This window comes from 'Cynodon dactylon' phytoplasma (assembly GCF_009268075.1).
In the GTDB taxonomy this organism is placed as follows: domain Bacteria; phylum Bacillota_I; class Bacilli_A; order Acholeplasmatales; family Acholeplasmataceae; genus Phytoplasma; species Phytoplasma cynodontis.
This window is the reverse complement of record NZ_VWOH01000001.1, coordinates 1-23,027: the sequence shown is the minus strand read 5'-3', so window position 1 is coordinate 23,027 and position 23,027 is coordinate 1. Positions and strand designations below refer to the sequence as shown.

General features: G+C 20.2%; 18 protein-coding genes and 1 tRNA gene. 17 read left to right on the top strand and 2 right to left on the bottom strand.

The annotated features are described in order from the left end of the window. The first annotated feature begins 4 nt into the window (after nt 1-4). The 16 genes from mnmA to F1741_RS00020 all read left to right on the top strand — a co-directional run bounded on the left by mnmA (nt 5) and on the right by F1741_RS00020 (nt 17,710). The gene (mnmA, locus tag F1741_RS00095; RefSeq protein WP_152309583.1) at nt 5-1,153 is read left to right on the top strand and encodes a tRNA 2-thiouridine(34) synthase MnmA; all 1,149 of its coding nucleotides are present in this window, start codon (nt 5-7) and stop codon (nt 1,151-1,153) included. A 157-nt stretch (nt 1,154-1,310) separates the two neighbouring features. Next, nucleotides 1,311-2,576: a histidine--tRNA ligase gene (hisS, locus tag F1741_RS00090; RefSeq protein ID WP_152309582.1), complete on the top strand. Its 1,266-nt coding sequence runs from the start codon at nt 1,311-1,313 to the stop codon at nt 2,574-2,576. Beyond that, on the top strand, nt 2,576-4,342 hold the full coding sequence (gene aspS / locus F1741_RS00085; protein WP_152309581.1) for an aspartate--tRNA ligase: 1,767 nt from the start codon (nt 2,576-2,578) through the stop codon (nt 4,340-4,342). The genes hisS and aspS overlap by 1 nt, the downstream gene beginning before the upstream one ends. A gap of 13 nt (nt 4,343-4,355) precedes the next feature. Continuing rightward, nucleotides 4,356-5,621 (top strand): tRNA lysidine(34) synthetase TilS, encoded by a 1,266-nt coding sequence (gene tilS / locus F1741_RS00080; protein ID WP_152309580.1) that lies wholly within the window; start codon nt 4,356-4,358, stop codon nt 5,619-5,621. A gap of 70 nt (nt 5,622-5,691) precedes the next feature. Next, nucleotides 5,692-6,453: a hypothetical protein gene (locus tag F1741_RS00075; protein WP_152309579.1), complete on the top strand. Its 762-nt coding sequence runs from the start codon at nt 5,692-5,694 to the stop codon at nt 6,451-6,453. A gap of 25 nt (nt 6,454-6,478) precedes the next feature. After that, a complete protein-coding gene (gene ylqF, locus F1741_RS00070) occupies nt 6,479-7,345 on the top strand; it encodes a ribosome biogenesis GTPase YlqF (protein ID WP_152309578.1) in 867 nt (288 codons plus the stop codon). A gap of 50 nt (nt 7,346-7,395) precedes the next feature. Next, nucleotides 7,396-9,339: a type I DNA topoisomerase gene (gene topA / locus F1741_RS00065; RefSeq protein WP_152309577.1), complete on the top strand. Its 1,944-nt coding sequence runs from the start codon at nt 7,396-7,398 to the stop codon at nt 9,337-9,339. A 3-nt stretch (nt 9,340-9,342) separates the two neighbouring features. Then, nucleotides 9,343-10,311 carry a signal recognition particle-docking protein FtsY gene (gene ftsY, locus F1741_RS00060; protein ID WP_152309576.1) on the top strand — a complete coding sequence of 323 codons (969 nt, stop codon included), beginning with the start codon at nt 9,343-9,345 and terminating at the stop codon, nt 10,309-10,311. A 54-nt stretch (nt 10,312-10,365) separates the two neighbouring features. Further along, entirely contained in the window at nt 10,366-11,727 is a 1,362-nt protein-coding gene (ffh, locus tag F1741_RS00055) for a signal recognition particle protein (protein ID WP_152309575.1), read from the top strand. Between the two features lie 79 nt (nt 11,728-11,806). Beyond that, nucleotides 11,807-12,661, top strand: a complete 855-nt coding sequence (locus F1741_RS00050) for a 5'-3' exonuclease (protein WP_152309574.1) — start codon at nt 11,807-11,809, stop codon at nt 12,659-12,661. A gap of 84 nt (nt 12,662-12,745) precedes the next feature. Next, a complete protein-coding gene (locus F1741_RS00045; protein ID WP_152309573.1) occupies nt 12,746-13,951 on the top strand; it encodes an acetate kinase in 1,206 nt (401 codons plus the stop codon). Nucleotides 13,952-14,090: 139 nt separating this feature from the next. Beyond that, nucleotides 14,091-14,181 (top strand) — tRNA-Ser (locus F1741_RS00040). Between the two features lie 51 nt (nt 14,182-14,232). Then, entirely contained in the window at nt 14,233-15,099 is an 867-nt protein-coding gene (locus F1741_RS00035) for a thymidylate synthase (protein ID WP_152309572.1), read from the top strand. After that, nucleotides 15,096-15,593, top strand: coding sequence for a dihydrofolate reductase (locus F1741_RS00030; protein WP_152309571.1), 498 nt, complete (start codon nt 15,096-15,098; stop codon nt 15,591-15,593). Before F1741_RS00035 ends, F1741_RS00030 begins: the two co-directional genes overlap by 4 nt. Nucleotides 15,594-15,597: 4 nt before the next feature. Next, nucleotides 15,598-16,464: a lysophospholipid acyltransferase family protein gene (locus F1741_RS00025; RefSeq protein WP_152309570.1), complete on the top strand. Its 867-nt coding sequence runs from the start codon at nt 15,598-15,600 to the stop codon at nt 16,462-16,464. A gap of 34 nt (nt 16,465-16,498) precedes the next feature. Then, a complete protein-coding gene (locus tag F1741_RS00020; protein WP_152309569.1) occupies nt 16,499-17,710 on the top strand; it encodes an aminotransferase class V-fold PLP-dependent enzyme in 1,212 nt (403 codons plus the stop codon). 74 nt (nt 17,711-17,784) lie between these two features. On the opposite strand, the gene F1741_RS00015 is transcribed toward F1741_RS00020, so the two are convergent. Beyond that, nucleotides 17,785-18,969: an NAD(P)-dependent malic enzyme gene (locus F1741_RS00015; RefSeq protein ID WP_152309568.1), complete on the bottom strand. Its 1,185-nt coding sequence runs from the start codon at nt 18,967-18,969 to the stop codon at nt 17,785-17,787. Nucleotides 18,970-19,229: 260 nt separating this feature from the next. On the opposite strand from F1741_RS00015, the gene F1741_RS00010 reads away from it, so the two are divergent. Then, a complete protein-coding gene (locus F1741_RS00010) occupies nt 19,230-20,096 on the top strand; it encodes a bacteriophage T4 gp5 trimerisation domain-containing protein (RefSeq protein WP_152309567.1) in 867 nt (288 codons plus the stop codon). A gap of 125 nt (nt 20,097-20,221) precedes the next feature. On the opposite strand, the gene F1741_RS00005 is transcribed toward F1741_RS00010, so the two are convergent. After that, a partial coding sequence (locus tag F1741_RS00005) for an AAA family ATPase (protein WP_152309566.1) occupies nt 20,222-23,027 on the bottom strand: 2,806 nt, incomplete at its 5' end.

The window sequence follows — 23,027 nt, the reverse complement described above, 5'->3', positions numbered from 1 at the left end:
AAAAATGAAAAAAAAAGTAATTATTGGATTATCGGGCGGAGTAGATAGTAGTGTTGCTGCTTTTCTTTTAAAAAAAAAAGGTTTTGAAGTAGAAGGTATTTTTATGCGTAATTGGGATAGTAGTTTAAATAACGATATTAAAGGTAATTATTTTATTAATAATTATATTTGTCCTCAAGAAAAAGATTTTCAAGATGCTTTAAATGTTGCTAAACAATTAAATATTAAATGTCATAGAATAGATTTTATCAAAGAATATTGGGAAAAAGTATTTTTATCTTTTTTAGAAAAAATTAAGCAAAATTTAACTCCTAATCCAGATGTTTTATGTAATAACCAAATTAAATTTTTAGCTTTTTTAAAATATGCTAAAGTTTTTAATCCAGATTATATCGCTATGGGACATTATGCTCAAATTACTTATAAAAAAAATCAACCTATTTTAACCAAGGCTTTAGATACAAATAAAGATCAGACTTATTTTTTATCTCAATTAAAAATAGAACAACTAAGAAAAATTATTTTTCCTTTAGGAAAATTAACTAAAGTTGAAGTTAGACAAATAGCTAAAAGAGAAAAATTGATTAATGCTGATAAAAAAGATTCTACAGGAATTTGTTTTATCGGAGAAAGAAATTTTTTTCATTTTTTAAATAATTATCTTCCTATCAAAAAAGGATTTATTATAAATATCAAAAACGGAAAGTATTTATCAGAACATGAAGGCGTTTTTAAATATACTATAGGTCAAAGAAAAAATTTGAATTTAAAAGTGAGTAAGGGAAATTCAGGACCTTGGTTTGTGGTTGGTAAGGATTTAAAAAAAAATATTCTTTATGTAGACCAAGATAAAAATAGTTCTTATTTATATAGTGATTCTGCTTTAATAGTTGATGTGATATGGAGAAAATATGAAGATAATATTTTTGATCATAAAATAACAAATTTAAAAGCTAAATTTCGTTATCGACAAATAGAACAAAATGTTAAAATTGAGTGGATAGATAAAAATACTTTAAAAGTTTATTATGAAAATAAAATTAAATCTGTCACACCAGGACAAATTTGTGCTTTTTATAAAGATAATTTTTGTTTAGGAGCAGGTATGATATTAGAGGTTTTTAATAACAATAAAAAATTATTATATTCTTAAATAATTTAATTTATAATTGGATCAGAATTTTATTTTTGTTTTATATAATAAATTTAATATTATGTATTAATTATAAAATTTTTAATTAATTTAATTTTTGATTATTATATATTTAGTTGAATTTTAATTTAATTAGAAATTATTAAAGGATTTCGGAATGCAAAAAATTAAAGGAACTTATGATTTATTATTTGATGAAATAAAAAAATGGCAGCTTGTAGAAAAGAAAATAATAAATATTTTAAATTTATATAATTTTAAAGAAATTCGTACTCCCCTTATAGAATATGAAGAAATTTTTAATCGTTCTTCTAGATATTCAGAAATGGTCTCTAAAGAAATGTTTAAATTTGAAGACAAAAAAGGACGAAAAATAGCATTAAGACCTGAAGGTACCGTATCTGTAGTTAGAAGTTATATAGAAAATAAAAGTAAAAATAAATTAAATAAATTATATTATTACGGTCCTTTTTTCAGATATGAAAGACCTCAACAAGGACGTTATCGACAATTTTATCAGTTAGGTATTGAAGTTATAGGAATTAAACATTTTTTATCTGAAATAGAAATACTTTTATTTTTGAAAGAAATTATTGATATTTTTAATTTAAATAATAAGACTGTTATTAAAATTAACAATTTAGGAGATAAAAATTCTCGACAACATTTTTTTAAAATTTTTAGTTCTTATATTCAAAAAAATCAAAGAGAATTATGTCTTTTATGTTTAAAAAGACAAAAAAAAAATATTTTAAGAATTTTTGATTGTAAGGAATGTTCAAAAAAGAATTTTTTAAAAGAGGCTCCTGTTATTTTAGATTATTTATCTAAAGATGTTAAAAAAAAGTTTCAACAAATTATAAATATATTAAAAAAATTAAAATTTAATTTTGTAGTAGATCCTAAATTAGTAAGAGGTTTAGATTATTATACAGATTTAGTTTTCGAAATAGAAATCATTTCTAATAACGCTTCTGATCCAGTTGTGTCTTTAGGAGGAGGCGGAAATTATAATGATTTGATGGAAATTTTTAATAGTGATAGAACTTGTAATATGGGTTTTGCTTTAGGAATGGAACGTTTAATTTGGTTATTAGAAAAAAATAATTATTTTAAAAATATAGAATTTAATGAATTAGAAATTTTTTTATTTGTTTTAGAATCTGAACTTTTATTAAAATCTTTTTTTTTATTACAAAAAATAAGAAAATTCGGTTTAATAGCTGAAATTAATTATGAATTTGGTAATTTCAGTAAACAGTTAAAAAAAATTTTAATGAATAAACCTAAATATATTATTTTTATAGGGAAGAAAGAGATAAATAATAATTTTTTGACTATTAAAAATGTTGTTACTGAAAAAATTTATAAATTTAAAATTAAAGAGGGAATTGATTTTTTAATAAAGGAATTAAAAAAATAATGAAATTAGAATTTAATTATACAAATAACGAAGATATTAGTTTAAAAGATAAAAATAAAAAAGTTTTTGTAAAAGGTTGGATAGCTAAAAAAAGAGATTTAAGGAATAATTTATTTTTAATTTTAAGAGATTTTACAGGTTTGATTCAATTAATTATGAAAAAAAATCATGATCAATATAAAGATATTTGTTCTATAAAGAAAGAAACTGTAGTAGAAGTTCAAGGTGTTGTTATAGAAAGAATTAATAAAAATCCTAAATTAAAAACTGGAGAAATAGAAATTTTAGTTACTTTTATTAATATTTTATCTGAAGCAGAAGAATTACCTTTAAATGTTTTTGATAAAGAAGAAGTTTTAGAAAAAATTAGATTAAAATATCGTTATTTAGATTTGAGAAGAGAGGAACAAAAAAAATATTTAATCCAAAGGCATCAAATAACTCAAAATGTTAGAAATACGCTTTTAAAAGAAAATTTTTTAGAATTAGAAACTCCTATTTTGTCTAAATCTACGCCAGAAGGAGCTAGGGATTATTTAGTGCCTTCGCGATTATTTTTAAATCATTTTTATGCTTTACCTCAATCTCCTCAAATTTTTAAACAATTATATATGATTGCTGGTTTTGAAAGATATTTTCAAATTGCTCGTTGTTTTAGAGATGAAGATTTGAGATCAGATAGACAACCCGAATTTACTCAAATAGATATAGAAACTTCTTTTTTTAATCAAGAACAAATTATGCATTTAACGGAAAAAATAATAGTTGATTTATTTGATAAAATTTTACATAAAAAAATAAATATTCCTCTATTAAAAATGACTTATAAAGATGCTATGAATTTATATGGAACAGATAAGCCAGATTTAAGATCTGATTTGTTAATAGAAGATTTAAGTTTTATTTTTAATAAAGATTTTTTTATTGAACAAAAAGAAAAAAATTTCGAAATTCAAAAAAAAATTGTTAAAGGATTTAGATTAAATTTAGAGAATTTTTCTAATAAAATTATTTTTGAAAAAATAGAAAAATATAATTGTTTAATTAATGAAAAATACTATTTAAATTTGCAAATTTTTTCTAAAAAGAAATCTTTTATATCAGACCATTTATTTTTATTTTTGTCTAAAAATTTTAATTTAAAAGAAAAAGAATTTTTATTTTTCATAGTATATGAAAATAATTATAATAATCAATATAATATCTTTTTAAAAGCTTTAGGTTTTTTAAGAAGCAAATTAATTCAAGATTTTGAATTAATTAATCCAGAAAAAGAATCTCTATTATGGATTATTGATTTTCCTTTGTTTGAATTCGATGTTAAAGAAAATAAATTTCAAACAGTTCACCACCCCTTTACAGCTCCTTTAGATATTAATATATTAATTGATAATCCTAAAGAAGCTAAAGCTAAAGCTTATGATTTAGTATGGAATGGATATGAAGTTGGCGGTGGTTCTTTAAGAAATTACAAACCTCAAATACAAGAAATTATTTTTAATATATTAGGTTTTTCTAAGGATGAAATAGATAAACGTTTTGGTTTTTTTATGGAATCTTTAAAATATGGTACTCCTCCTCATGGTGGTATTGCTTTAGGTTTAGATCGTTTGGTAATGTTATTAACCAAAACTAATAACATAAGAGATGTCATTGCTTTTCCTAAAACTCAAAGTGCTCAAGATTTAATGTTAGAATCTCCTAGTATTGTAGATGAACAACAATTATCCGTTCTTAATTTAAAATTTTATAATAAAAAAGATTGAATTATAATTTGATATGTTTTTTTGTATTAATTTAGATAAAACTAAGGATTACATTATTTCTGTTAGTGGAGGTATTGATTCTATGGTTTTATTAGATTTTTTATATCATCAAAATTATAAGTTAAAAGTTGTTCATTTTAATCATTCAGTAAGAAAAGACAGTATTAAAGATAAAAATTTAGTTTATGATTATTGCCTTAAAAAAAATATAGATTTTCATTATTTTAAATTAAATTTAAATTATGAAGAAGGAAATTTTCAAAATAAAGCTCGTATTTTAAGATTAGAAAAATTAAAACAAGTAGCTTTACAATATAAAACAAAATATTTGTTAACAGCTCATCATTTAGATGATTTATCAGAAACTATTTTTTTAAAAATTTTAAGAGGTAGTTCTTTATTAGGTTATAGTGGTATGCAAGATTCTTGTTTATATGAAGATTTTATTCTTTTAAAACCTTTTTTGTATACAGAAAAAAAAAAAATAATTGAATATGCAAACATAAATAAAATTTTGTTTATAGAAGATTATACAAATAAACAAAATATATATTTTAGAAATCAGATAAGAAACCAAGTTATTCCTTTTTTCAAAGAATCTCGTAATTTTTTAAAAAATATTAAAAAATTTCATTTTCAAATTAAAGAAATTTATTCTTTCATAAGACAAAATACTTTGTTTTTTTTACAAAAACAAAAATTCTCCCATATGTTAGATTTAAAATATTTTTTAAGTTTAAATATAGCTATTCAAAAAGATATTATTGTGTTTTTGTTAGAAAATAAAAAAATAAATTTAAATTTTGTTTTTATTAATAATATTATCAAATGTTTAAATAATAAGAATAAAGCTTCTATAATTTTGAATTTAGAACCGAATTATGTTTTAATCAAGGAATATAGATATTTTTATATTGAGAAAAAAACGAAAATACTCAAAAATAAAAATTTGGATAAAAAAAACCCTATTTTACATTTATCTCCAAATAAGTTTTTAATTTCTTTTTGTTGTATAATAGAAAAAATATATTATGATGTGAAAAATTTTTATCCTCCTTTTATTTTGAGAAAAAGAGCATCAGGTGATATTTTAAAATTTAATTTTGGTACTCAAAAACTAAAAAAATTTTTTATTAATAAAAAAATTGTTTATCAGGAAAGAGATAATATTTATATAGTATCAGATAAAATGAATAATATAATATGGATACCTAAACTTTATATAAATAAAACTTTGGGTAAAGATAATTTTATTTATTTAGGTATACAATATAATTAAAGTAAATTATTTCATTATTATTATTTTCAGTACTATATTTTAAAAAAAAGGATTAAAAATTTATTTAATTATGAAAAATATATTAAGTCAAATACAATTTTTAATGCAATTTAGATTTTTTTTATCTTTTTTTTCTGGATTTTTTTTTGGTTTTATTTTTTCTTTTTTATTTTATCTATTTTTTTTTATTAAAAATTTTAATAAAGAATTTAAAGTTTCTAAAACTCAAAATGACGATTTAGACTATGATAAAATGCTTTTATTAATTAAAGAAACACAAAAAAATTTTTTGAAGAATTTAAAAAAAGATAAAGACGAGTATATATTTTTCTTGTTTAAAAATATTCAGGAAATGACTTTAAAAGTAGCTTCTAGTTTTTACCCAAATTCTAATTATCCTTATTTAGAATTAACTATTGAGGAAAGTTTAACCTTAGTGAAATATATACATCAAAGAATAGATGAATTATTTAATAAAAAAATAATTTTTATGTTTAAAAAAATCACTTTAAGAAAAATTTTTCTTTTTAGACAAAAAATAATAAAAAAAAAATATATTAGAAAATTTAAAAAAACAAATAAAATATTAAATATTTTTACAAATACTTTGAATATTTTGAATCCTTTTCATTGGTTAAAAAAAATTTTTTTAAATAATTTGTATAATATTTTGGTGAATAAAATAGGTTGTGCTATTATTTTTATTCTAGGAGAAGAAATTTATAAAATTTATAGTAAAAAGTTATTTGAATCTAATGATAAACAAAATTTAGATGATTTTTTAGAAGATTTGCAAAAAAAAATAGATCAAGAGGAAGAAGAAAATATATAACTAGAAATAAAGTTGGTATCAAAATATGTTTCCAATACAATGGTTTCCTGGACATATGAAAAAAACATTAGAGGAAATAAAATTAAATATAAAATTTATAGATATTGTTTTAGTTATTTTAGACGCTAGAATACCTATTTCTAGTATGAATTTTGAACTTTTAAAAATTTTGAATAATAAGCCTTTCTTAGTTTTGTTAAATAAGATATCTTTAACTGATTTAAGTAAAAATTTTCTTTTTGAAAATTTTTTTAAAAGCAAAAAAATCAACACTTTATTAATAGATGCAAAAAATAGAATAAATATTGATAAAATTTTGGTGAAAATTAAAAAAATGCTTAATATTAAAATTAATTCTCATAAAAATTATAAAAAACAAATTAAAATCATGATTGTTGGAGTACCTAATGTAGGAAAATCTACCCTTCTTAATAGTTTAACAAAAAGAAAGGTTGTTAGAACTTCTAACAAACCTGGTATTACTAAAAAACTTCAATGGATAAGTTCTTTTATTGATAATATTAAATTTTTGGATACTCCAGGAATTTTATATCCTAAAATAAATTCTTATAAAATAAGTTATTCTTTAGCTCTTTGCGGATGTATAAAAGAAGAACTTGTATCAAAAGAAGATTTAATTCATTATTTTTTAGATTATTTAAAAAAATATTATTTAGAAAAATTGATGATATTTTTTAATTTAAGTCAATCAGAAATAAATGAAAAAAATTTATTCCAAATTTTAATAAAAAAAAGATATAATAATGAAAAATTTATTGAAAAAAATTATTATGATTTTGTTGATAGAAACAATATAGTATCAAAATTTTTTTCAGAAATAATAGGTAAAAAAATACAAAAAATCAATTTTGATTTAGACTTGTTTTCTTAATTTTTATTTTAAATTTTAAAATGATCAAAATATTGATGAAAGGATTTTAAATGCAATCTACAGTTATTATAGTGGAATCACCTTCTAAAGCTAAAGCTCTAAATAGCTATTTTGAAAATAAAGTGTTAGTTTTATCATCTAAAGGTCATATTAGAGATTTGTCATACAAAGGTAAAGACAATTTAGGTATAGATATTGATAATAATTTTTGTCCTAATTACCAAATCATACCTAGACAAAAAGAATTGCTCAAGAAAATTTTAAAAATATCCAAAGGTAAAAAAGTCTTGTTAGCTACAGATCCTGATAGAGAAGGAGAAGCAATAGCCTGGCATTTATCAGAAGTACTTGGTTTACGATTAAAAGATAAAAATAGAATAACTTTTAATGAAATTAACAAAAATACTGTTTTAGAAGCTTTTAAACATCCTGAATCCATAAAAAAAAATTTAGTTGATTCTCAAGAAGCTAGAAGAATTTTAGATAGAATTATTGGATTTAAACTATCTAAATTGATTAGAAAAAAATCTGCTAAGTCTGCCGGTAGAGTTCAATCAGTAGCATTGAAATTAATTGTAGAAATAGAAGAAGAAAGAAAAAAATTTATATCAGAAAAATATTATTTGATTAAAGCTTTTTTTGATCAATTTGAAGTCAATTTAGAAATAGAAAAAAAGAAAAAAATTGTAAAAGAAGAATATGCAGATAAAATTGTTTTAGATATAAAAAATCAAAATTTTTTATTGTCTAAAATAATTAAAAAAAAAATTATTAACAAACCTCCTAAACCTTTTATTACTTCTACTTTACAACAAGAAGCTTTTAAAAAAATTTCTATGAGTGCAAAAACCACAATGTTACATGCTCAAAAACTTTATGAAGGAGTTAAGATTGAAAATAAAATAATTGGTTTAATAACATATATGAGAACTGATTCTTACAGAATATCTTCTTCATTTACTGAAAAAATAAAAAGTTTTATTATTAATGAATACGGAAAAGAATATTTAAATGTTTCTGAAAGAAAAAATATTCTTCAAAATAAAATTCAAGATGCTCATGAAGCTATACGACCTACGGATATTTTAATGACTCCTGAAAATTTAAAAAAATATTTAAATAAATATGAATTATCATTATATAAAATTATTTATGAAAGAACTTTAGCTAGTTTTATGTCGAATGCTATTTTTGAAAAAACAGAATTCTTTTTTAATGTTAAAGAATATATTTTTTCGACAGAATCTAATAAAATGATTTTTGATGGTTTTTATAAAATATTAAAAAATGATTTTAAATATATTGATTTATCATTTTTAAAAATAAATCAAAAATATTTACCAAAAAAAATTGAAAAAATTGAAAAAGAGACTAATCCGCCTGCTTATTTTACAGAAGCTTCTTTAATTAAAAAATTAGAAAATTTGAAAATCGGAAGACCTTCAACTTATGCACATATTATTGAAATTTTGAAAAAAAGATTTTATGTTTATATAGAAAATAAGAAAATAATTTGTACAAAATTAGGAATGTCAATTAAAAAAACTTTAGAAGATTTTTTTCCTTCTATTATTAATATTGAATATACTTCTAAGATAGAAAAAAAACTTGATGATATTTATTATGGTAAAATCAGCAAGTTAGATTTTTTAACAGATTTTTATAATGATTTTATTATTTTATGGGATATAGCTAATAAGAAAATCCAAAAAGAAAATATTTTAACTCAAGAAAAGTGTTCTTTATGTAATGATTTTTTAGTCAGAAGAATAGGGAGATATGGAGAATTTTTAGGTTGTAATTCTTTTCCTAAATGTAAAAATATAATTTCTTTAAAAGAGAAAAAAGAAAATATTTTAACTCAAGAAAAGTGTTCTTTATGTAATGATTTTTTAGTCAGAAGAATAGGGAGATATGGAGAATTTTTAGGTTGTAATTCTTTTCCTAAATGTAAAAATATGGTAACTTTAAAAAATAAGAAAGAAAAAAAATAATATATGTTTAATTTATTGAAAAAAATTTTTGAAAAAAAAAATAAAAAAGATATAAAAAAATCTTTAGAGTTGAAATCTATTTCTTATGATTTTAACCACTGGATAGAAAGTATAAAAAAGAATACCATTATAGATTTTGATTTACTAAATAAATTAAAGATTTTTTTTATTAAATTTAATATAGACTTGGAAACTTCTTCTTATTTATTATCACAAATAGAGAAAAGCATTAAAAAAGACCAAGTTACAGATTCTAGTTCTTTTTTGATTTTAATTAAACAAACTATTTTAGATTTTTATCAAAAATCTGATACTTGTGATAAAAATATTGATTTTAAATCTGAAAAAGAAGAGTCTAAATTATATTTATTTGTAGGTGTGAATGGAGTCGGTAAGACAACAACTATAGGTAAATTAGCATTTAAGTTTCGCAAAGAAAAAAAAAAAGTTTTATTAGTAGCTGGAGATATTTTTAGAGATGGAGCTGTAGAACAATTGAAAACTTGGTCAGAAATAACAAAAAGTGTTTTTTTTCAAGAAAATAATATCGAAAATAAAAAAACTTCTAAATTATTTTTTAATGCTCTAAAATATGCTGAATTTAGAAATTTTGATTTTATTTTATGTGATACATCTGGAAGATTACAAAATAACATTAATTTAATGAAAGAATTAGAAAAAATTAAAAAAATTATAGAAAAAAATTCTTTTATTAAAAATAATTATAAAATTTTTTTAGTTATAGATTCTATGACTGGAAATAATGCTCTGAATCAAGTTGAATTATTTAAAAAAATATTACCTATAGATAGTATTATTTTAACTAAATTTGATGGAATATCTAAAGCAGGTATAATTTTAAGTATAAAATATATACATAATTTAAAGATAAAATATATCGGTATAGGAGAAAAAAACGATGATTTAATTGAATTTAATATTAAAGATTATGTTGATTATTTATTAAGTTAAGTTGAAATTTAAATTTTTTGTTTTTTTATAAATTAAGGAGAAATTGAATATAAAATGAGTTTTTTAACTGAAGGTTTTCAAAAAATTATTGATAAAATTAAAAATAAAAAATATATAAAAGAAAAAGATATAGAATCTATTATGGAGGATATTAATTTATCTTTAATAAGAGCTGATGTTAATTATGAAGTAGTAACAAAATTTAATAATCTTATTAAAGAAAAGTCTATAGGACAAAAAATATTGGACGGTTTAAATGCAAAACAACAAATCATTAAAATTATTAAAAATACTTTGATAGAAATTTTAGGTTCTAAAGAATCAAATTTAGATTTTAAAAATAATAATATTTTAAATGTTATTCTTTTAATAGGTTTACAAGGTAGTGGAAAAACAACAACTTCTGGAAAATTATCTCTTTTTATTAAAAATAAATTAAATAAAAAAATTTTATTAATTGCTGCTGATACTTATAGGTTTGGTGCTATTGATCAGTTATTACAAATAGGAAAAAAAATAAATATTCATGTTTTTTCAATAAAAAATGAAAAAGTTATGAAAATTATTGAAGATGGATTAAGTTATGCTTTAAAAAATAATTTTGATACAGTAATTATAGATACTGCAGGAAGATTAAATATTGATGAAAAAATGATTAAAGAATTGATGGAAATCAAAACAAGAACTAATCCTTCAGAAATTTTAATTGTTTCAGATGCTATTTTGGGTCAAGATTCTGTAAATGTTGTTAAAAGTTTTCATCAAAAAATTTCTGCTACTGGAGTTATTTTAACTAAGATGGATGCTGATATTAAAGGTGGAACAGCTTTATCTATAAGATATATTACTAAATTGCCTATTAAATTTATTTCTTCTTCTGAAAAATATAATGATGGTAATTTTGAAATTTTTTATCCAGATCGTATTGCTTCTAGAATTTTGGGGATGGGAGATATTTTAACTTTAATAGATAATATAGAAGAAAAAATTAGTTCTGAAGAAGAAAAAAAAACTTTAGAAAAAATTTTAAAAAAAGAATATAATTATAATGATTTAAAAAAACAATTAAAAATATTAGAAAAAATAGGTTCTTTAAAAAAAATATTAAAATTTATTCCAGGGTTAAGTTCTAAAATTGATAAAATGCCTGTTTTAGAGACAAATTTTTTGAAAAAATTTAATTCTATAATAGATAGTATGACGTCAAAAGAAAGAATTTATCCTTATTTAATAGAATCAAATCTTAGAAGAAGAAAAAGAATAGCTATAGGTTCAGGTAATCAAATTAAAGATGTAGATAATTTAGTAATGTTTATTAAAAAACAAAAACAAATATCTGGCAAAATAGGTGAATTAGATAGTAATTTATTAGATAAATTAGAAAATCCTGAAGATTTATTTAAAAATTTTTTTTAATTTTTTTAAGTAAAAATTTTTAAATAATTTTAATTTTATGTTTTTTTGTTTTTTTTTAAAAAGAAGAGGTTTGGAAAACATGAAAAGTCTAGTTTTAGTAGATGGCAATTCTTTATTATTTAGAGCTTATTATGCTACTGCTTATAAAAAAAAAAAAATACAAAATGAAAAAGGAGAAGATATTAATGCTCTAATAGTTTTTATTAATATGTTCAAAAAAATTTTAGAAAAAACAGAAAAAAATATTTGTGTTATTTTTGATTCAAGAGAAAAAACTCAAAAACATATTCTTTATAAAAATTATAAAAAAAAAAGACTTCCTACGCCGATTGATTTAATTTCTCAAATCGTATTAATTAAAAAATATTTAACATTGTCTGGCATTAAACATTATTTTAAAAATGGTTATGAAGCTGATGATATTATTGGAACTTTAGCTAAAAAAGCTAGTAATCAAAATGTATCAGTTTTTATTTTTTCTAGTGATAAAGATTTTTTACAGTTGATTGATAATAATATTCGAATTTGTTTAATAAAAAAAGGATTAAAAAATGTGATTTATTATGATGAAAATATTTTATGGAATGAATTCAATTTAAAACCTAATCAGATAATAGATTTTAAAAGCATTATTGGAGATGCATCTGATAATATTAAAGGAATACCTCAAATCGGTCCTAAAACAGCTATTAAGTTATTAAATAAATTTCAAAATTTAGAAAACATTTTTAATAATTTACAAGAAATTGATAGTAAAATAAAAGAAAAATTAATTATTTTTAAAGATAGAGTTTTTTTTAATCGTTTTTTAGTAAAAATTAATATTTCTGTTCCTATATGTTTTGAATATACTGAAACTTATATTCAAAAAATAAATTATTTTTTATTAGATGTTTTTTTAAAAAAATATCGACCTAAATATAATAAAATTTAAATATATTTCAGTTTTTTTTAAAATTTATTTTTATTTTTAATTAAAGAAGGAGTAAAAATTCAATTTTGAATTAAGTTTTTTATTATGAAAATTATGTCAGTAAACGCAGGTAGTTCTTCTCTAAAATTTAAATTGTTAGAAATGCCAACAGAGAAAATTTTTGCTTTAGGATTAGTAGAAAGAATAGGTTGTGATAACGCTATTTTTAATATTTCTTTTAATGAAAATAAAAAAATTAAAAAAATTTTGCCTATTGTAAACCATAAGCAAGCAATAAAATTAATATTAGATAATTTGATAGAAAAAAAAATTATAAATAGTTTAAAAGAAATAGAAGGAATAGGACACAGAATTGTCCAAGGAGGAGAAATATTTAAAAATTCTGTTATTTTAACAGAAGAAAATATAAATAAAATCGCAACTTTAAATGATTTAGCTCCACTTCATAATCCTATTAATTTATTAAATATTAAATTATTTAAAGATATTTTGCCTGAAGTTTTACAAATAGGTGTTTTTGATACTACTTTTCATCAAACAATGGAAGAAGAAAATTTTTTATACGCTACTCCTTATGAATGGTATCAAAAATATAAAATTAGAAAATATGGAGCTCACGGAACTTCTTATAGGTATATTACTTCCAGAGTAGAAAAATTATGTAATAAAAAAGAATTAAAATTAATTGTTTGTCATGCAGGTAATGGCGTTTCTTTAGCAGCTATTAAAAATGGAAATTCAATAGATACTTCTATGGGTTTTACTCCTTTAGAAGGCGTTCCTATGGGTACTAGAAGCGGAAATATAGATCCTGCTATAATACCTTTTATATCTATAAAAGAAAATAAAAATTCTCAATCAGTAGTTGATGATTTAAACAAAAAATCTGGATATTTAGGTGTTTCAGGTGTGTCAAATGATGCAAGAGATTTGGAAACAAAAATTTTGCAAAAACATAGAAGATCTATTTTAGCGTTAAATATTCAAATAAAAAGAATAGTTGATTATATCGCAAGTTTTTATGTTTTGTTAGAAGGAGCAGATTATTTAATTTTTACAGCAGGCATAGGTGAAAATTCTTCTTTTTTTAGACAAGAAATTGTGAAACGTTTGAAAGTTTTAAATATATATTTAGATTCAAATTTGAATGAACAAAAAGTTGATCAAAAAGAAAGAATTATTTCTAGCCCTGATTCTCAAACTAAAATTATGATAATCCCTACAAATGAAGAAATAATAATTGCAAGGGATGTTTTTTGGTTTAAAACAAATAATAAAATATTTAAATAAAATTTGTTTAAATTTTTTATTATTTAAATTTTTAAATTAATATTTTTTATCAATTTATTCTTTTTTATTATTTCTTAATATTATTTGTATAATCAAAAGATATAATATATTTTTCAAATTGATAAATAATTTTGATTTTGGAGGGATACTCAAGCGGTTTAAGAGGCATGTTTGGAAAATATGTAGATCTTATTAAAGATGCGAGGGTTCGAATCCCTCTTCCTCCGCCATTTTAATTTTTTGCAAAAAAATAAAATAATAAATATTTAAGAGATAATAATATGAAACAATATTTAGATTTATGTCAATTTATATTAAAAAAAGGTGTTTTTAGGCAAAATAGAACAAATATCATAACTAAAAGTATTTTTGGTTATCAAATGCATTTTGATTTAAATTTTGGTTTTCCTTTATTAACTACTAAACAAGTTTATATTAATTCTATTATTCATGAATTATTATGGTTTATTAGTGGAAATACTAATATTAGATATTTGGTATTAAATAACGTTAATATTTGGAACGAATGGCCATATCAAAAATATTCTAAAGAATCTTGTTTTTTAGGAGAAAGTTTAGAAGAATTTATTAATAAAATAAAAAAAGATAAAGATTTTGCAGATAAATATGGAAATTTAGGACCTATTTATGGTCAACAATGGCGTAATTTTTCTGGTGTTGATCAATTGAAAGAAGTTATTAATCAAATTCAAAAAAATCCTTTTTCTAGACGTTTAATAATTTCTGCTTGGAATGTTCCTTTAATAGAAAAAATGGTTTTACCTCCTTGTCATGTATTGATGCAATTTTATGTTAATGATGGAATGTTGTCATTACAACTTTTTCAAAGAAGCGCTGATGTTTTTTTAGGTTTGCCTTTTAATATTGCTTCTTATTCTTTATTACTTATGATGATATCTCAAGTTACTAATTTAAAACCCTATAGATTTATTCATACTTTAGGTGATGCACATATTTATTTTAATCATTTAAAACAAATTAAAATTCAATTAAAAAGAAAACCTAATATATTACCTCAAATTATTTTGAATCATAATATAAAAAAAATAGAAGATTTTAAAATTAAAGATTTTTCTTTGAAAAATTACAATTTTCATAGCGCTTTAAAGGGTGAAATAGCAGTATGATAAGTTTGATAGCAGCCTTTGATTCGAATTTATTAATAGGAAAAGATAATAAATTACCATGGCATTATTCAGAAGATATACTTTTTTTTAAAGAGCAAACTTTTCAAAAAGAAGTTTTAGTGGGTTCTAAAACATATTTTTCACTAATGGGTTATTATAAAAAAAAAAAATTACCTTTTAAAACTATTTATATTGCTAATTCTAAATTTGATCCTAATATTAATATTGATAATTTAAAAGAAAAAATAATTTTAATAAATGATTTAATTTTGTTTTTAAAAAAAAAATGTGAAGAAAAAAAAGAAATTATAGTTATCGGAGGAAGCCAAATTTATCAGCAATCCCTTCCTTTTGTTAATAAAATGATTATAACTCATATTTTAAGAAGATATCAAGGTAATAAATTTTTTCCTATTTTTGATTATAATGATTTTACTATAAAAAAAAAAAAAATATCAAATGAATTAATTTTTGTCACTTATATAAGGAAGTAAAAATATGTTTTTTATTATTTTTTTTATTTTATTTTTTTTATTTTATTTCATTTCTATTTTTCTTTTGCCGATTCCTTATTTTTATAATGTAAGTTTTTATCAATGGTTTTTTTCTTCGTTACAGTATTTTAATTTTTTAAAATTATTTTTTTTATTATTAAATTTTGTTATTAGTTTGTTTTTATCTTGGTTTTCAATTTTTTTTATATTTTTAATTTTTCTTTTCATAATAAAGAATATTAATATTAATAATAATTATTATTTTAAAAGAAAAGTTTTATCTAGTTTTTCTCAACTAATTGTTCATTTTTTTAGAATAGAGATAAAAGTTAATAATATTAATTATATTCCTTTAAAAGAAAAAGTTATTATTTATTCAAATCATAAATCTTTTTTTGATGCTTTTATTTTGTCTTCTGTTTTTCCTATTAATATTACTTTTACTCCTAAAAGCGAACTTTATAATGGATTTTTAGGTTATTTACGTAGATTTTGTTTTAATACTTTAGATTGTATTGAAATTGTAAGAGATAATAAAAGACAAACTGTATTAAATATAAATAAAACTATAGAAAAAATGAATAAAAATTTATTAAGTGTAGTGGTGTTTCATGAAGGAGGTAGAAAGAATAAAGAAAGCGATAAAATTGTAGCATCTCTTGAAGGTGCTTTTAAAATAGCTTTAAAAAGTAAATCTTCTATTTTACCTGTATCTATTAAAGGTTCTTCAATGTTGATAGGAAAATGTTGGTTTAAAAAGCAAAAAGTAGAATTATTTATTCACCCATATATTCCATTTAAAGATTTTAAAGAATTAAAAACACAAGAAATAAATGACAAGATAAATAATATTATTAATTCTGTTTTGTAATTTTTTTATTTTGTTAAAAAGTTGGTGTTTTATCATGCTTAAAAAAAATTTTAAAGAATTATTTCCTATTTTTAAAATAAATCCTGAATTAACTTATTTTGATTCAGCCGCTACCTCTTTAAAACCGCAAATATTAATAGATGATATATCCAAATTTTATAGTTCTAATGGTATGAGTTTTAAAAATGCAGGATTTTTATCTCAAGAAGTTGAGAAATTAATAATGAAAACTAGAAAAGCAGTTTCTAATTTTATTAATTCAAATTCAGAAGAAATTATTTTCACAAAAAATACTACTGATTCTTTAAATATAATATCAAATATTTTAGCAAAAGAAATTCAACCAGGAGATGAAATAATAACTTCTCAGATGGAACATAATTCTTCTTTGTTTCCTTGGTTAAAAATAGCTAGAGAAAAAAAAGCTAAAATTGTTTTTATTCCTTTAAATAAACAAAATAAGATTATTATTGAAAATTTTGAAAAAGTTTTATCTGATAAAACTAAAATCGTTGCTATAAATCATATTTCAAATATTTTAGGATATGAAAATCCCATTAAATTGATTACTAAATTGTCTCATTCTAAAAAAGCTTTAGTTATTTTAGATGCTGCACAATCTGTTAGTTGTAAAAAAATAGATGTTAAAGAATTAGATATTGATTTTATGGCATTTTCTGCTCATAAAATGTATGGTCCTTTTGGTTTAGGAATTTTATTTGGCAAAAAAAAAATTTTGGATAAAATTAAACCTTTTTTTGTAGGTAGTGGTAATGTGGAAAAAATAAATGAAAACAAATTTTTTTTCAAAAATACTCCTTTTAAATTTGAAATAGGAACACCAAATATTAGTAGTATTATATCTTTTAAAAAAAGTTTAGATTTTATAGAAAAAATAGGTTTTTCTGAAATACAAAAACATAATAAAATAATAGTAAAAAAAATTAGAGAAAGGTTACAAAAAATAAATAATATAGAAATTTTAAATTCTGATAATGAAAATGCACATAATAATATTATTTTGTGTAATTCCAAATATATTCATATTCATGATTTGGAAAGTTTTTTAATTAAAAATAATGTTTATGTAAGAACAGGAAAATATTGCGCTGATTTTGCTCTAGAAAAGATTCAAAAAAAAAATACAATTAGGATTTCTATAGGTATTCATAACGATAACAAAGACATTAATAAGTTAATTCAAAGTTTGAAAGATGCAAATAATTTTTTTCAAAAAAGAATTTAAATTTATTTGTTTTTTAAAAAAAAAAGATGTTTTAACATCTTTTTTTTTTAAAAACAAAATTTAAAAAAATTTTTTTATTTTCTAATAACTTTTGTTTTAATTGCAGCTTGTTCTACAGCTACAGCTATTTTTTCTGAAACTTCTGAATCAAAAATAGAAGGAATGATTTTATTTTCGTTTAATTCTTTTTCTGGAATAATAGATTTTAAGGCTTCAACTGCAGCTATTTTCATTTCTTCATTAATTTTTGTTGCTTTAGCTCTTAATGCACCTTTAAACATTCCTGGAAAAACTAAAATATTATTTATTTGATTAGGGAAGTCAGATCTACCAGTAGCTATTATACGAACATTGCCTTTTTTTGCTTCTTCAGGCATAATTTCAGGAATAGGATTAGCTAAAGCAAAAACTATAGCATTTTTATTCATAGTTGATACTATTTCACTATTTAATAAATTTGGTTTTGATAAACCAATAAAAACATCTTTATTTTTGATAATCTCTTTTAAACTACCTTTTTCATTGTTTAAGTTTGTGATTAGAGACATTTTTTCTTGTTCAGAATTTAATCCTTTTGCATTTTTATAAATAGCTCCTTCTTTATCTACTAAAACTATATTTTTGAACTTTAAAGAAAGTAACATTTTGGCTGTAGCTATCCCTGCAGCTCCTGCTCCGCAAATCACTATTTTAACATCTTCTTTTTTTTTGTTGATTACTTTTAAAGCATTTAACAAACCTGCGCTAATAACGATTGCTGTTCCTTGCTGATCATCATGAAAACAAGGAATATCTAATATTTTTTGTAACTTTTCTTCTATTTCAAAACATTCAGGCGATTTAATATCTTCTAAATTAATACCTCCAAACGAAGATGAAATTTTAGAAATAATATGAATTATTTCTTTTGGATCTTCAGAATCAATACAAATAGGAAAAGCATTAATATTGCCAAATTCTTTAAATAATATAGCCTTTCCTTCCATTACAGGTAAAGAAGCTAAAGGACCAATATTACCTAATCCTAATACAGCTGTACCATTTGTGATAACTGCTATAGTATTTTGTTTTGAAGTATATTTATATACATTTTCTTTATTGTCAGCTATTTTTAAACAAGGTTCTGCAACTCCTGGAGTATATACTAAAGCAAGATCTTTTAAATTATTGACTTTTATTTTTGAATTAACTTCTATTTTGCCCTGATGTTCTTCGTGAATAAGTAATGCTTTTTCTTTTATTTCACATTTTGAATTCATTTTTTTCAAACTTCCTTTTACAAATTTTAAAATTCATTATAAAACATTTTATTAGAATAATTTTTTAATTAAATTAAAAAATAATAAAAATATTTTTTAATATATTCATTAATATATTCATTAATAAAATATCATATTTTTATTTTTTTGTTATGAAAAATTTTTAATTTTTAAAAAATTTATTAGAATACTTTATGGTTGATGTTCAAATTTACTTACTAATATATTTTTTTATTTAATAAAAAAAAGGAGTTGATATTTTGTTAAAAAAAGAAGTTTTTTTGCAAAAAAATAGAATATTGTTTTTGTTTGTTTTTTTAATTTTTTCTACTTATTATTATAATATTGATAATAATTTTATTATGGCTCAAAATAACGAAATTTCAAAAATAGAAAATAACGAAATTTCAAAAATAGAAAATAACGAAATTTCAAAAATAGAAAATAACGAAATTTCAAAAATAGAAAATAACGAAATTTCAAAAATAGAAAATAACGAAATTTCAAAAATAGAAAATAACGAAATTTCAAAAATAGAAAATAACGAAATTTTAAGAATAGAAAATAACGAAATTTCAAAAGTAAAACCAGAAGTAAAATATTTATTATTTTTATATAAAGATATTTTTGAACAAATTAGTATTAAAAATAAGTCACAAATGATAGACTTTTTAAAACAATATGGTGGATTAGAACAGTCAGAAGATGCAAAAATAAAATATTCTCAAATATATTTTGATAAATACATTAATGAATATCCTAATTTAATATCAGTTATTCTTCAACATATTATCCAAAATATGTCTCAATTAAATTTGATGTTATTTAAAAATGATACAACAGCAGAATCAAAAGAAGCGATAGATTTAATAACTCAAACTTTATTAGGTTATATAATAGAAAAACAAGAAAATGCTTATGATAGAACAAGAATAAATTTTTCCAAATTATTAGCAATTTTGACATCAGATGATATTGATATTAATGTTATATTTAGTGATTCTTTGAAAATTTTTGGTGTTTTAATTTATCAATGTTTTCAACAGTTAAATTATAGATATTTGGATCTACTTCATTTAATGGAATTAGAATCTACAGGAATGATAGCGGATTTTTTATTATTATAAATATTGAAAAATAATATTTTTAGGATGAATTAAAAAGAACTAAGATTTATAAATATTTTTTTATTACAAATTAAAAGTCGTATTTAATACGACTTTTATATTTTGATATTGATTAAATTTTTATTTTAATTTTTTTTATTTGAATTTATTATATTTTTAATATTTAAAAAAATTAATAATATAATTATGGATGATAAATAAGGATGTTTTTGTAAAAAGAAACTTATATTATTTTCTTTTGTATTTATAAAATTATTATCTAAAAATGAATATGTTTTATCTTTTATTTTTTCATCAGTAATTTCTTCGTTTTTTAATTCATTTTTGATAAAAAAAAATGTTTTTTTCTTTAAAAATTCAATTTGATCATTTTGAATTGATGAATTATCTATTTTTTTAATTAAAAAATATTCATAAAAATTTTCAAAAATTTTATTTTCTAAATAAATATTAAAATTATTTTCATAATTTAAAATATATTTTTGTATATTATTTGTTATTTGTTCTAAAGATTCATTTCCATAAATTAATTTTTCTTTTATTTTTTTTTTGATCTCATCTAAAAGTTTTTCTTTGATATTTATAGGTAAACTATTTATTTTTATTTTATTTAAAATATCATTTTCATTATTTAAAAAAATATATTGTGTTATTTGTTCTATTTCTTGATTTAATTTAATTTTAATGTCATCTATTTTTATATTTATTTTTTCATTATTTTCTAAAAGTAATTTTAATTGATTCAAAATTTTATTTTTTATTTTAATAGTTTGTTCTTTAGAAATAAAATTATTATTAAAAACTATTTCAGACATCAAATAATCAATTTTTTGTTCTATTTTTAATTTGTTTTGGTTAATATCTTCATTTTGTATTTGTGTGAGAATTTTATTTTGTATTTGTTTTTTTGATTCAATAATTTCTTGTTCAAAATAGTTTTTAACCATTTCTTTTATTTTATAAATAAAAAAATTATTTTTTTCTATTTTTTCATTTTCATTTATTAATACATTTTTTTTAATTAATAAAAAATCATTATATATTTGATTTACAATATCATTTTGAATATTTTCTAAATATTCTAATATTATTTTTTTCAAATCTTCTTCTTGGTTTTCTTCTTTTTCATAATATTGTGATAGTTTTTTTTCAAAATCAAAATCATTATTTAAAAAAGGATATTGATTAGCGAATTCTTTTTTTAGTTTTAAAAATATTTTTTTATTTTCTTCTTTTTTGTTTAAATTCCATATAAAATAAATTTTTTTTACTTTTTCTTTTATTACTTTGTGTAAAATATCTTCTAAAGTATTTATGTTTTCTATTTTTAAATAAAAGTTTTGATCTGATTCATAATCCTGTTTTTTATTTTCATATTCAAAATAAAAACCTAAAAGATGTTCAGGAAGAGGATATTCATTATTATAAAATTTTTTAATTTCATCTTTATTTTCATTTATTTTTATTTTGTTTATTTCTTTTTTGTTATTAGCGTTATATAATATATCTTCTTTAGAATAAATATTCTGGTTATAAATTAAATCAAAATAGTTTTTTTCTAATATATTTTTAAAATCACTGTCTTTAAAAAGATGTCTAATTGGAGTATTTTTAAATTCATTAATAGAAAATAATTCTTCTTTTTCATGTTTAATGTGTTTATGTTGATCCCAATCTATAATTTTACTATTCATACTCATTCTATCCAAAGCTAATTTTACATCTATGGGTAAAATATTTAAATGTTTATGTTTAGAAGTGGCTATAATAGTTGATTGTTCCAGTAATTCTATTATTTTTCTAGGATTTTTTAACATATATTCTTCTGGTGCATCAACTATTTGTTGACAAATTTCATCAAAATATTTATAAGTTCTTATATCTATTTTATATTTTTTGGAAATTTTTTTTAAAAAAATATTTATTTCATTTTTTTTCCAATGATCCACTTTTATTAATTTGTTAAATCTACTCAGAATAGCGTTATCTATTTCGTCTTTAAGATTAGTCGTTGCAATAACAAAGACAGGTTTTTGTGGGTCTGTATAAACACCTTCTATTTGTGATAAGAAAGCAGTTACTACATTTCCGTGATCTGAACTTAATCGATCATCAGTTCTTTTTTTAAAAACGCTTTCGCATTCATCTATTAAAATTATACTTGGTGATGATTTTCTTGCTTCTTCAAAAAGATTTTTTATTAATTGAGGCGCTTCTCCAAAATATGTTTTTGCAAAATCAGCTGATGTTAATACAAAACAAGGTAATCCTGATTCTTTTATAAAAGCTTCTGCTAAAAAAGTTTTACCTGTTCCTGGAGGGCCATATAATAAAATCCCTTTAGGTTTTTTTCTCATTCCCATCTCTTTATATAAATCGCCATGTATTAACGACTCTAAAGACTCTTTTAATTGTTGTGTTGCTTCTTCAGAGCCTATAATATCTTCAAAAGTACCAAAATTTTCTGTTGATTTTAAAAATTTTTGTACTTCATTTGAGAATTTATCATTTTCTTTTTTTATTTTTTCTTGATTTTCTTGTTTTATTTCTTTTAGTATATTTAAAGTTTCTAAATGTGTTTTTTGATTTTGTTTATTTATTTCTTTTAAATTTTCAATTGTAAAAGTATACAATTGTTGGATAAGTTTATTTTCTTCTTTGTTTTCTTCAATTTTATTTCGAGATTCTATATATTGATTTTCTATTTCTATTAATTGACGTTTTTGTCTTTCTATTTTATTTATTAGATTAAATTTTAATTTTTTATTTAAGTTATTGATTTTTTTAATGTCTATTTCCATTTGCTGTAATTGTTGTTGAATAGCGTCTTTTTGTTCAATTAAGTTCATGATTTCTTGATCTTTTTGTTGGAGTTGGTTTGTTTGTTGCTGAACTTGAGTTTGGATATTGAAGATTTCTTGTTGTAAAGCT

Bases quoted from the DNA above. Each gene is read 5' to 3' on its own strand.
- ylqF (WP_152309578.1), top strand. From the start codon at position 6,479: ATGTTTCCAATACAATGGTTTCCTGGACATATGAAAAAAACATTAGAG.
- F1741_RS00015 (WP_152309568.1), bottom strand. From the start codon at position 18,969: ATGAATTCAAAATGTGAAATAAAAGAAAAAGCATTACTTATTCACGAA.
- F1741_RS00020 (WP_152309569.1), top strand. From the start codon at position 16,499: ATGCTTAAAAAAAATTTTAAAGAATTATTTCCTATTTTTAAAATAAAT.
- aspS (WP_152309581.1), top strand. From the start codon at position 2,576: ATGAAATTAGAATTTAATTATACAAATAACGAAGATATTAGTTTAAAA.
- tilS (WP_152309580.1), top strand. From the start codon at position 4,356: ATGTTTTTTTGTATTAATTTAGATAAAACTAAGGATTACATTATTTCT.
- ffh (WP_152309575.1), top strand. From the start codon at position 10,366: ATGAGTTTTTTAACTGAAGGTTTTCAAAAAATTATTGATAAAATTAAA.
- F1741_RS00050 (WP_152309574.1), top strand. From the start codon at position 11,807: ATGAAAAGTCTAGTTTTAGTAGATGGCAATTCTTTATTATTTAGAGCT.
- topA (WP_152309577.1), top strand. From the start codon at position 7,396: ATGCAATCTACAGTTATTATAGTGGAATCACCTTCTAAAGCTAAAGCT.
- F1741_RS00075 (WP_152309579.1), top strand. From the start codon at position 5,692: ATGAAAAATATATTAAGTCAAATACAATTTTTAATGCAATTTAGATTT.
- hisS (WP_152309582.1), top strand. From the start codon at position 1,311: ATGCAAAAAATTAAAGGAACTTATGATTTATTATTTGATGAAATAAAA.
- F1741_RS00030 (WP_152309571.1), top strand. From the start codon at position 15,096: ATGATAAGTTTGATAGCAGCCTTTGATTCGAATTTATTAATAGGAAAA.
- F1741_RS00045 (WP_152309573.1), top strand. From the start codon at position 12,746: ATGAAAATTATGTCAGTAAACGCAGGTAGTTCTTCTCTAAAATTTAAA.
- ftsY (WP_152309576.1), top strand. From the start codon at position 9,343: ATGTTTAATTTATTGAAAAAAATTTTTGAAAAAAAAAATAAAAAAGAT.
- F1741_RS00035 (WP_152309572.1), top strand. From the start codon at position 14,233: ATGAAACAATATTTAGATTTATGTCAATTTATATTAAAAAAAGGTGTT.
- F1741_RS00025 (WP_152309570.1), top strand. From the start codon at position 15,598: ATGTTTTTTATTATTTTTTTTATTTTATTTTTTTTATTTTATTTCATT.
- mnmA (WP_152309583.1), top strand. From the start codon at position 5: ATGAAAAAAAAAGTAATTATTGGATTATCGGGCGGAGTAGATAGTAGT.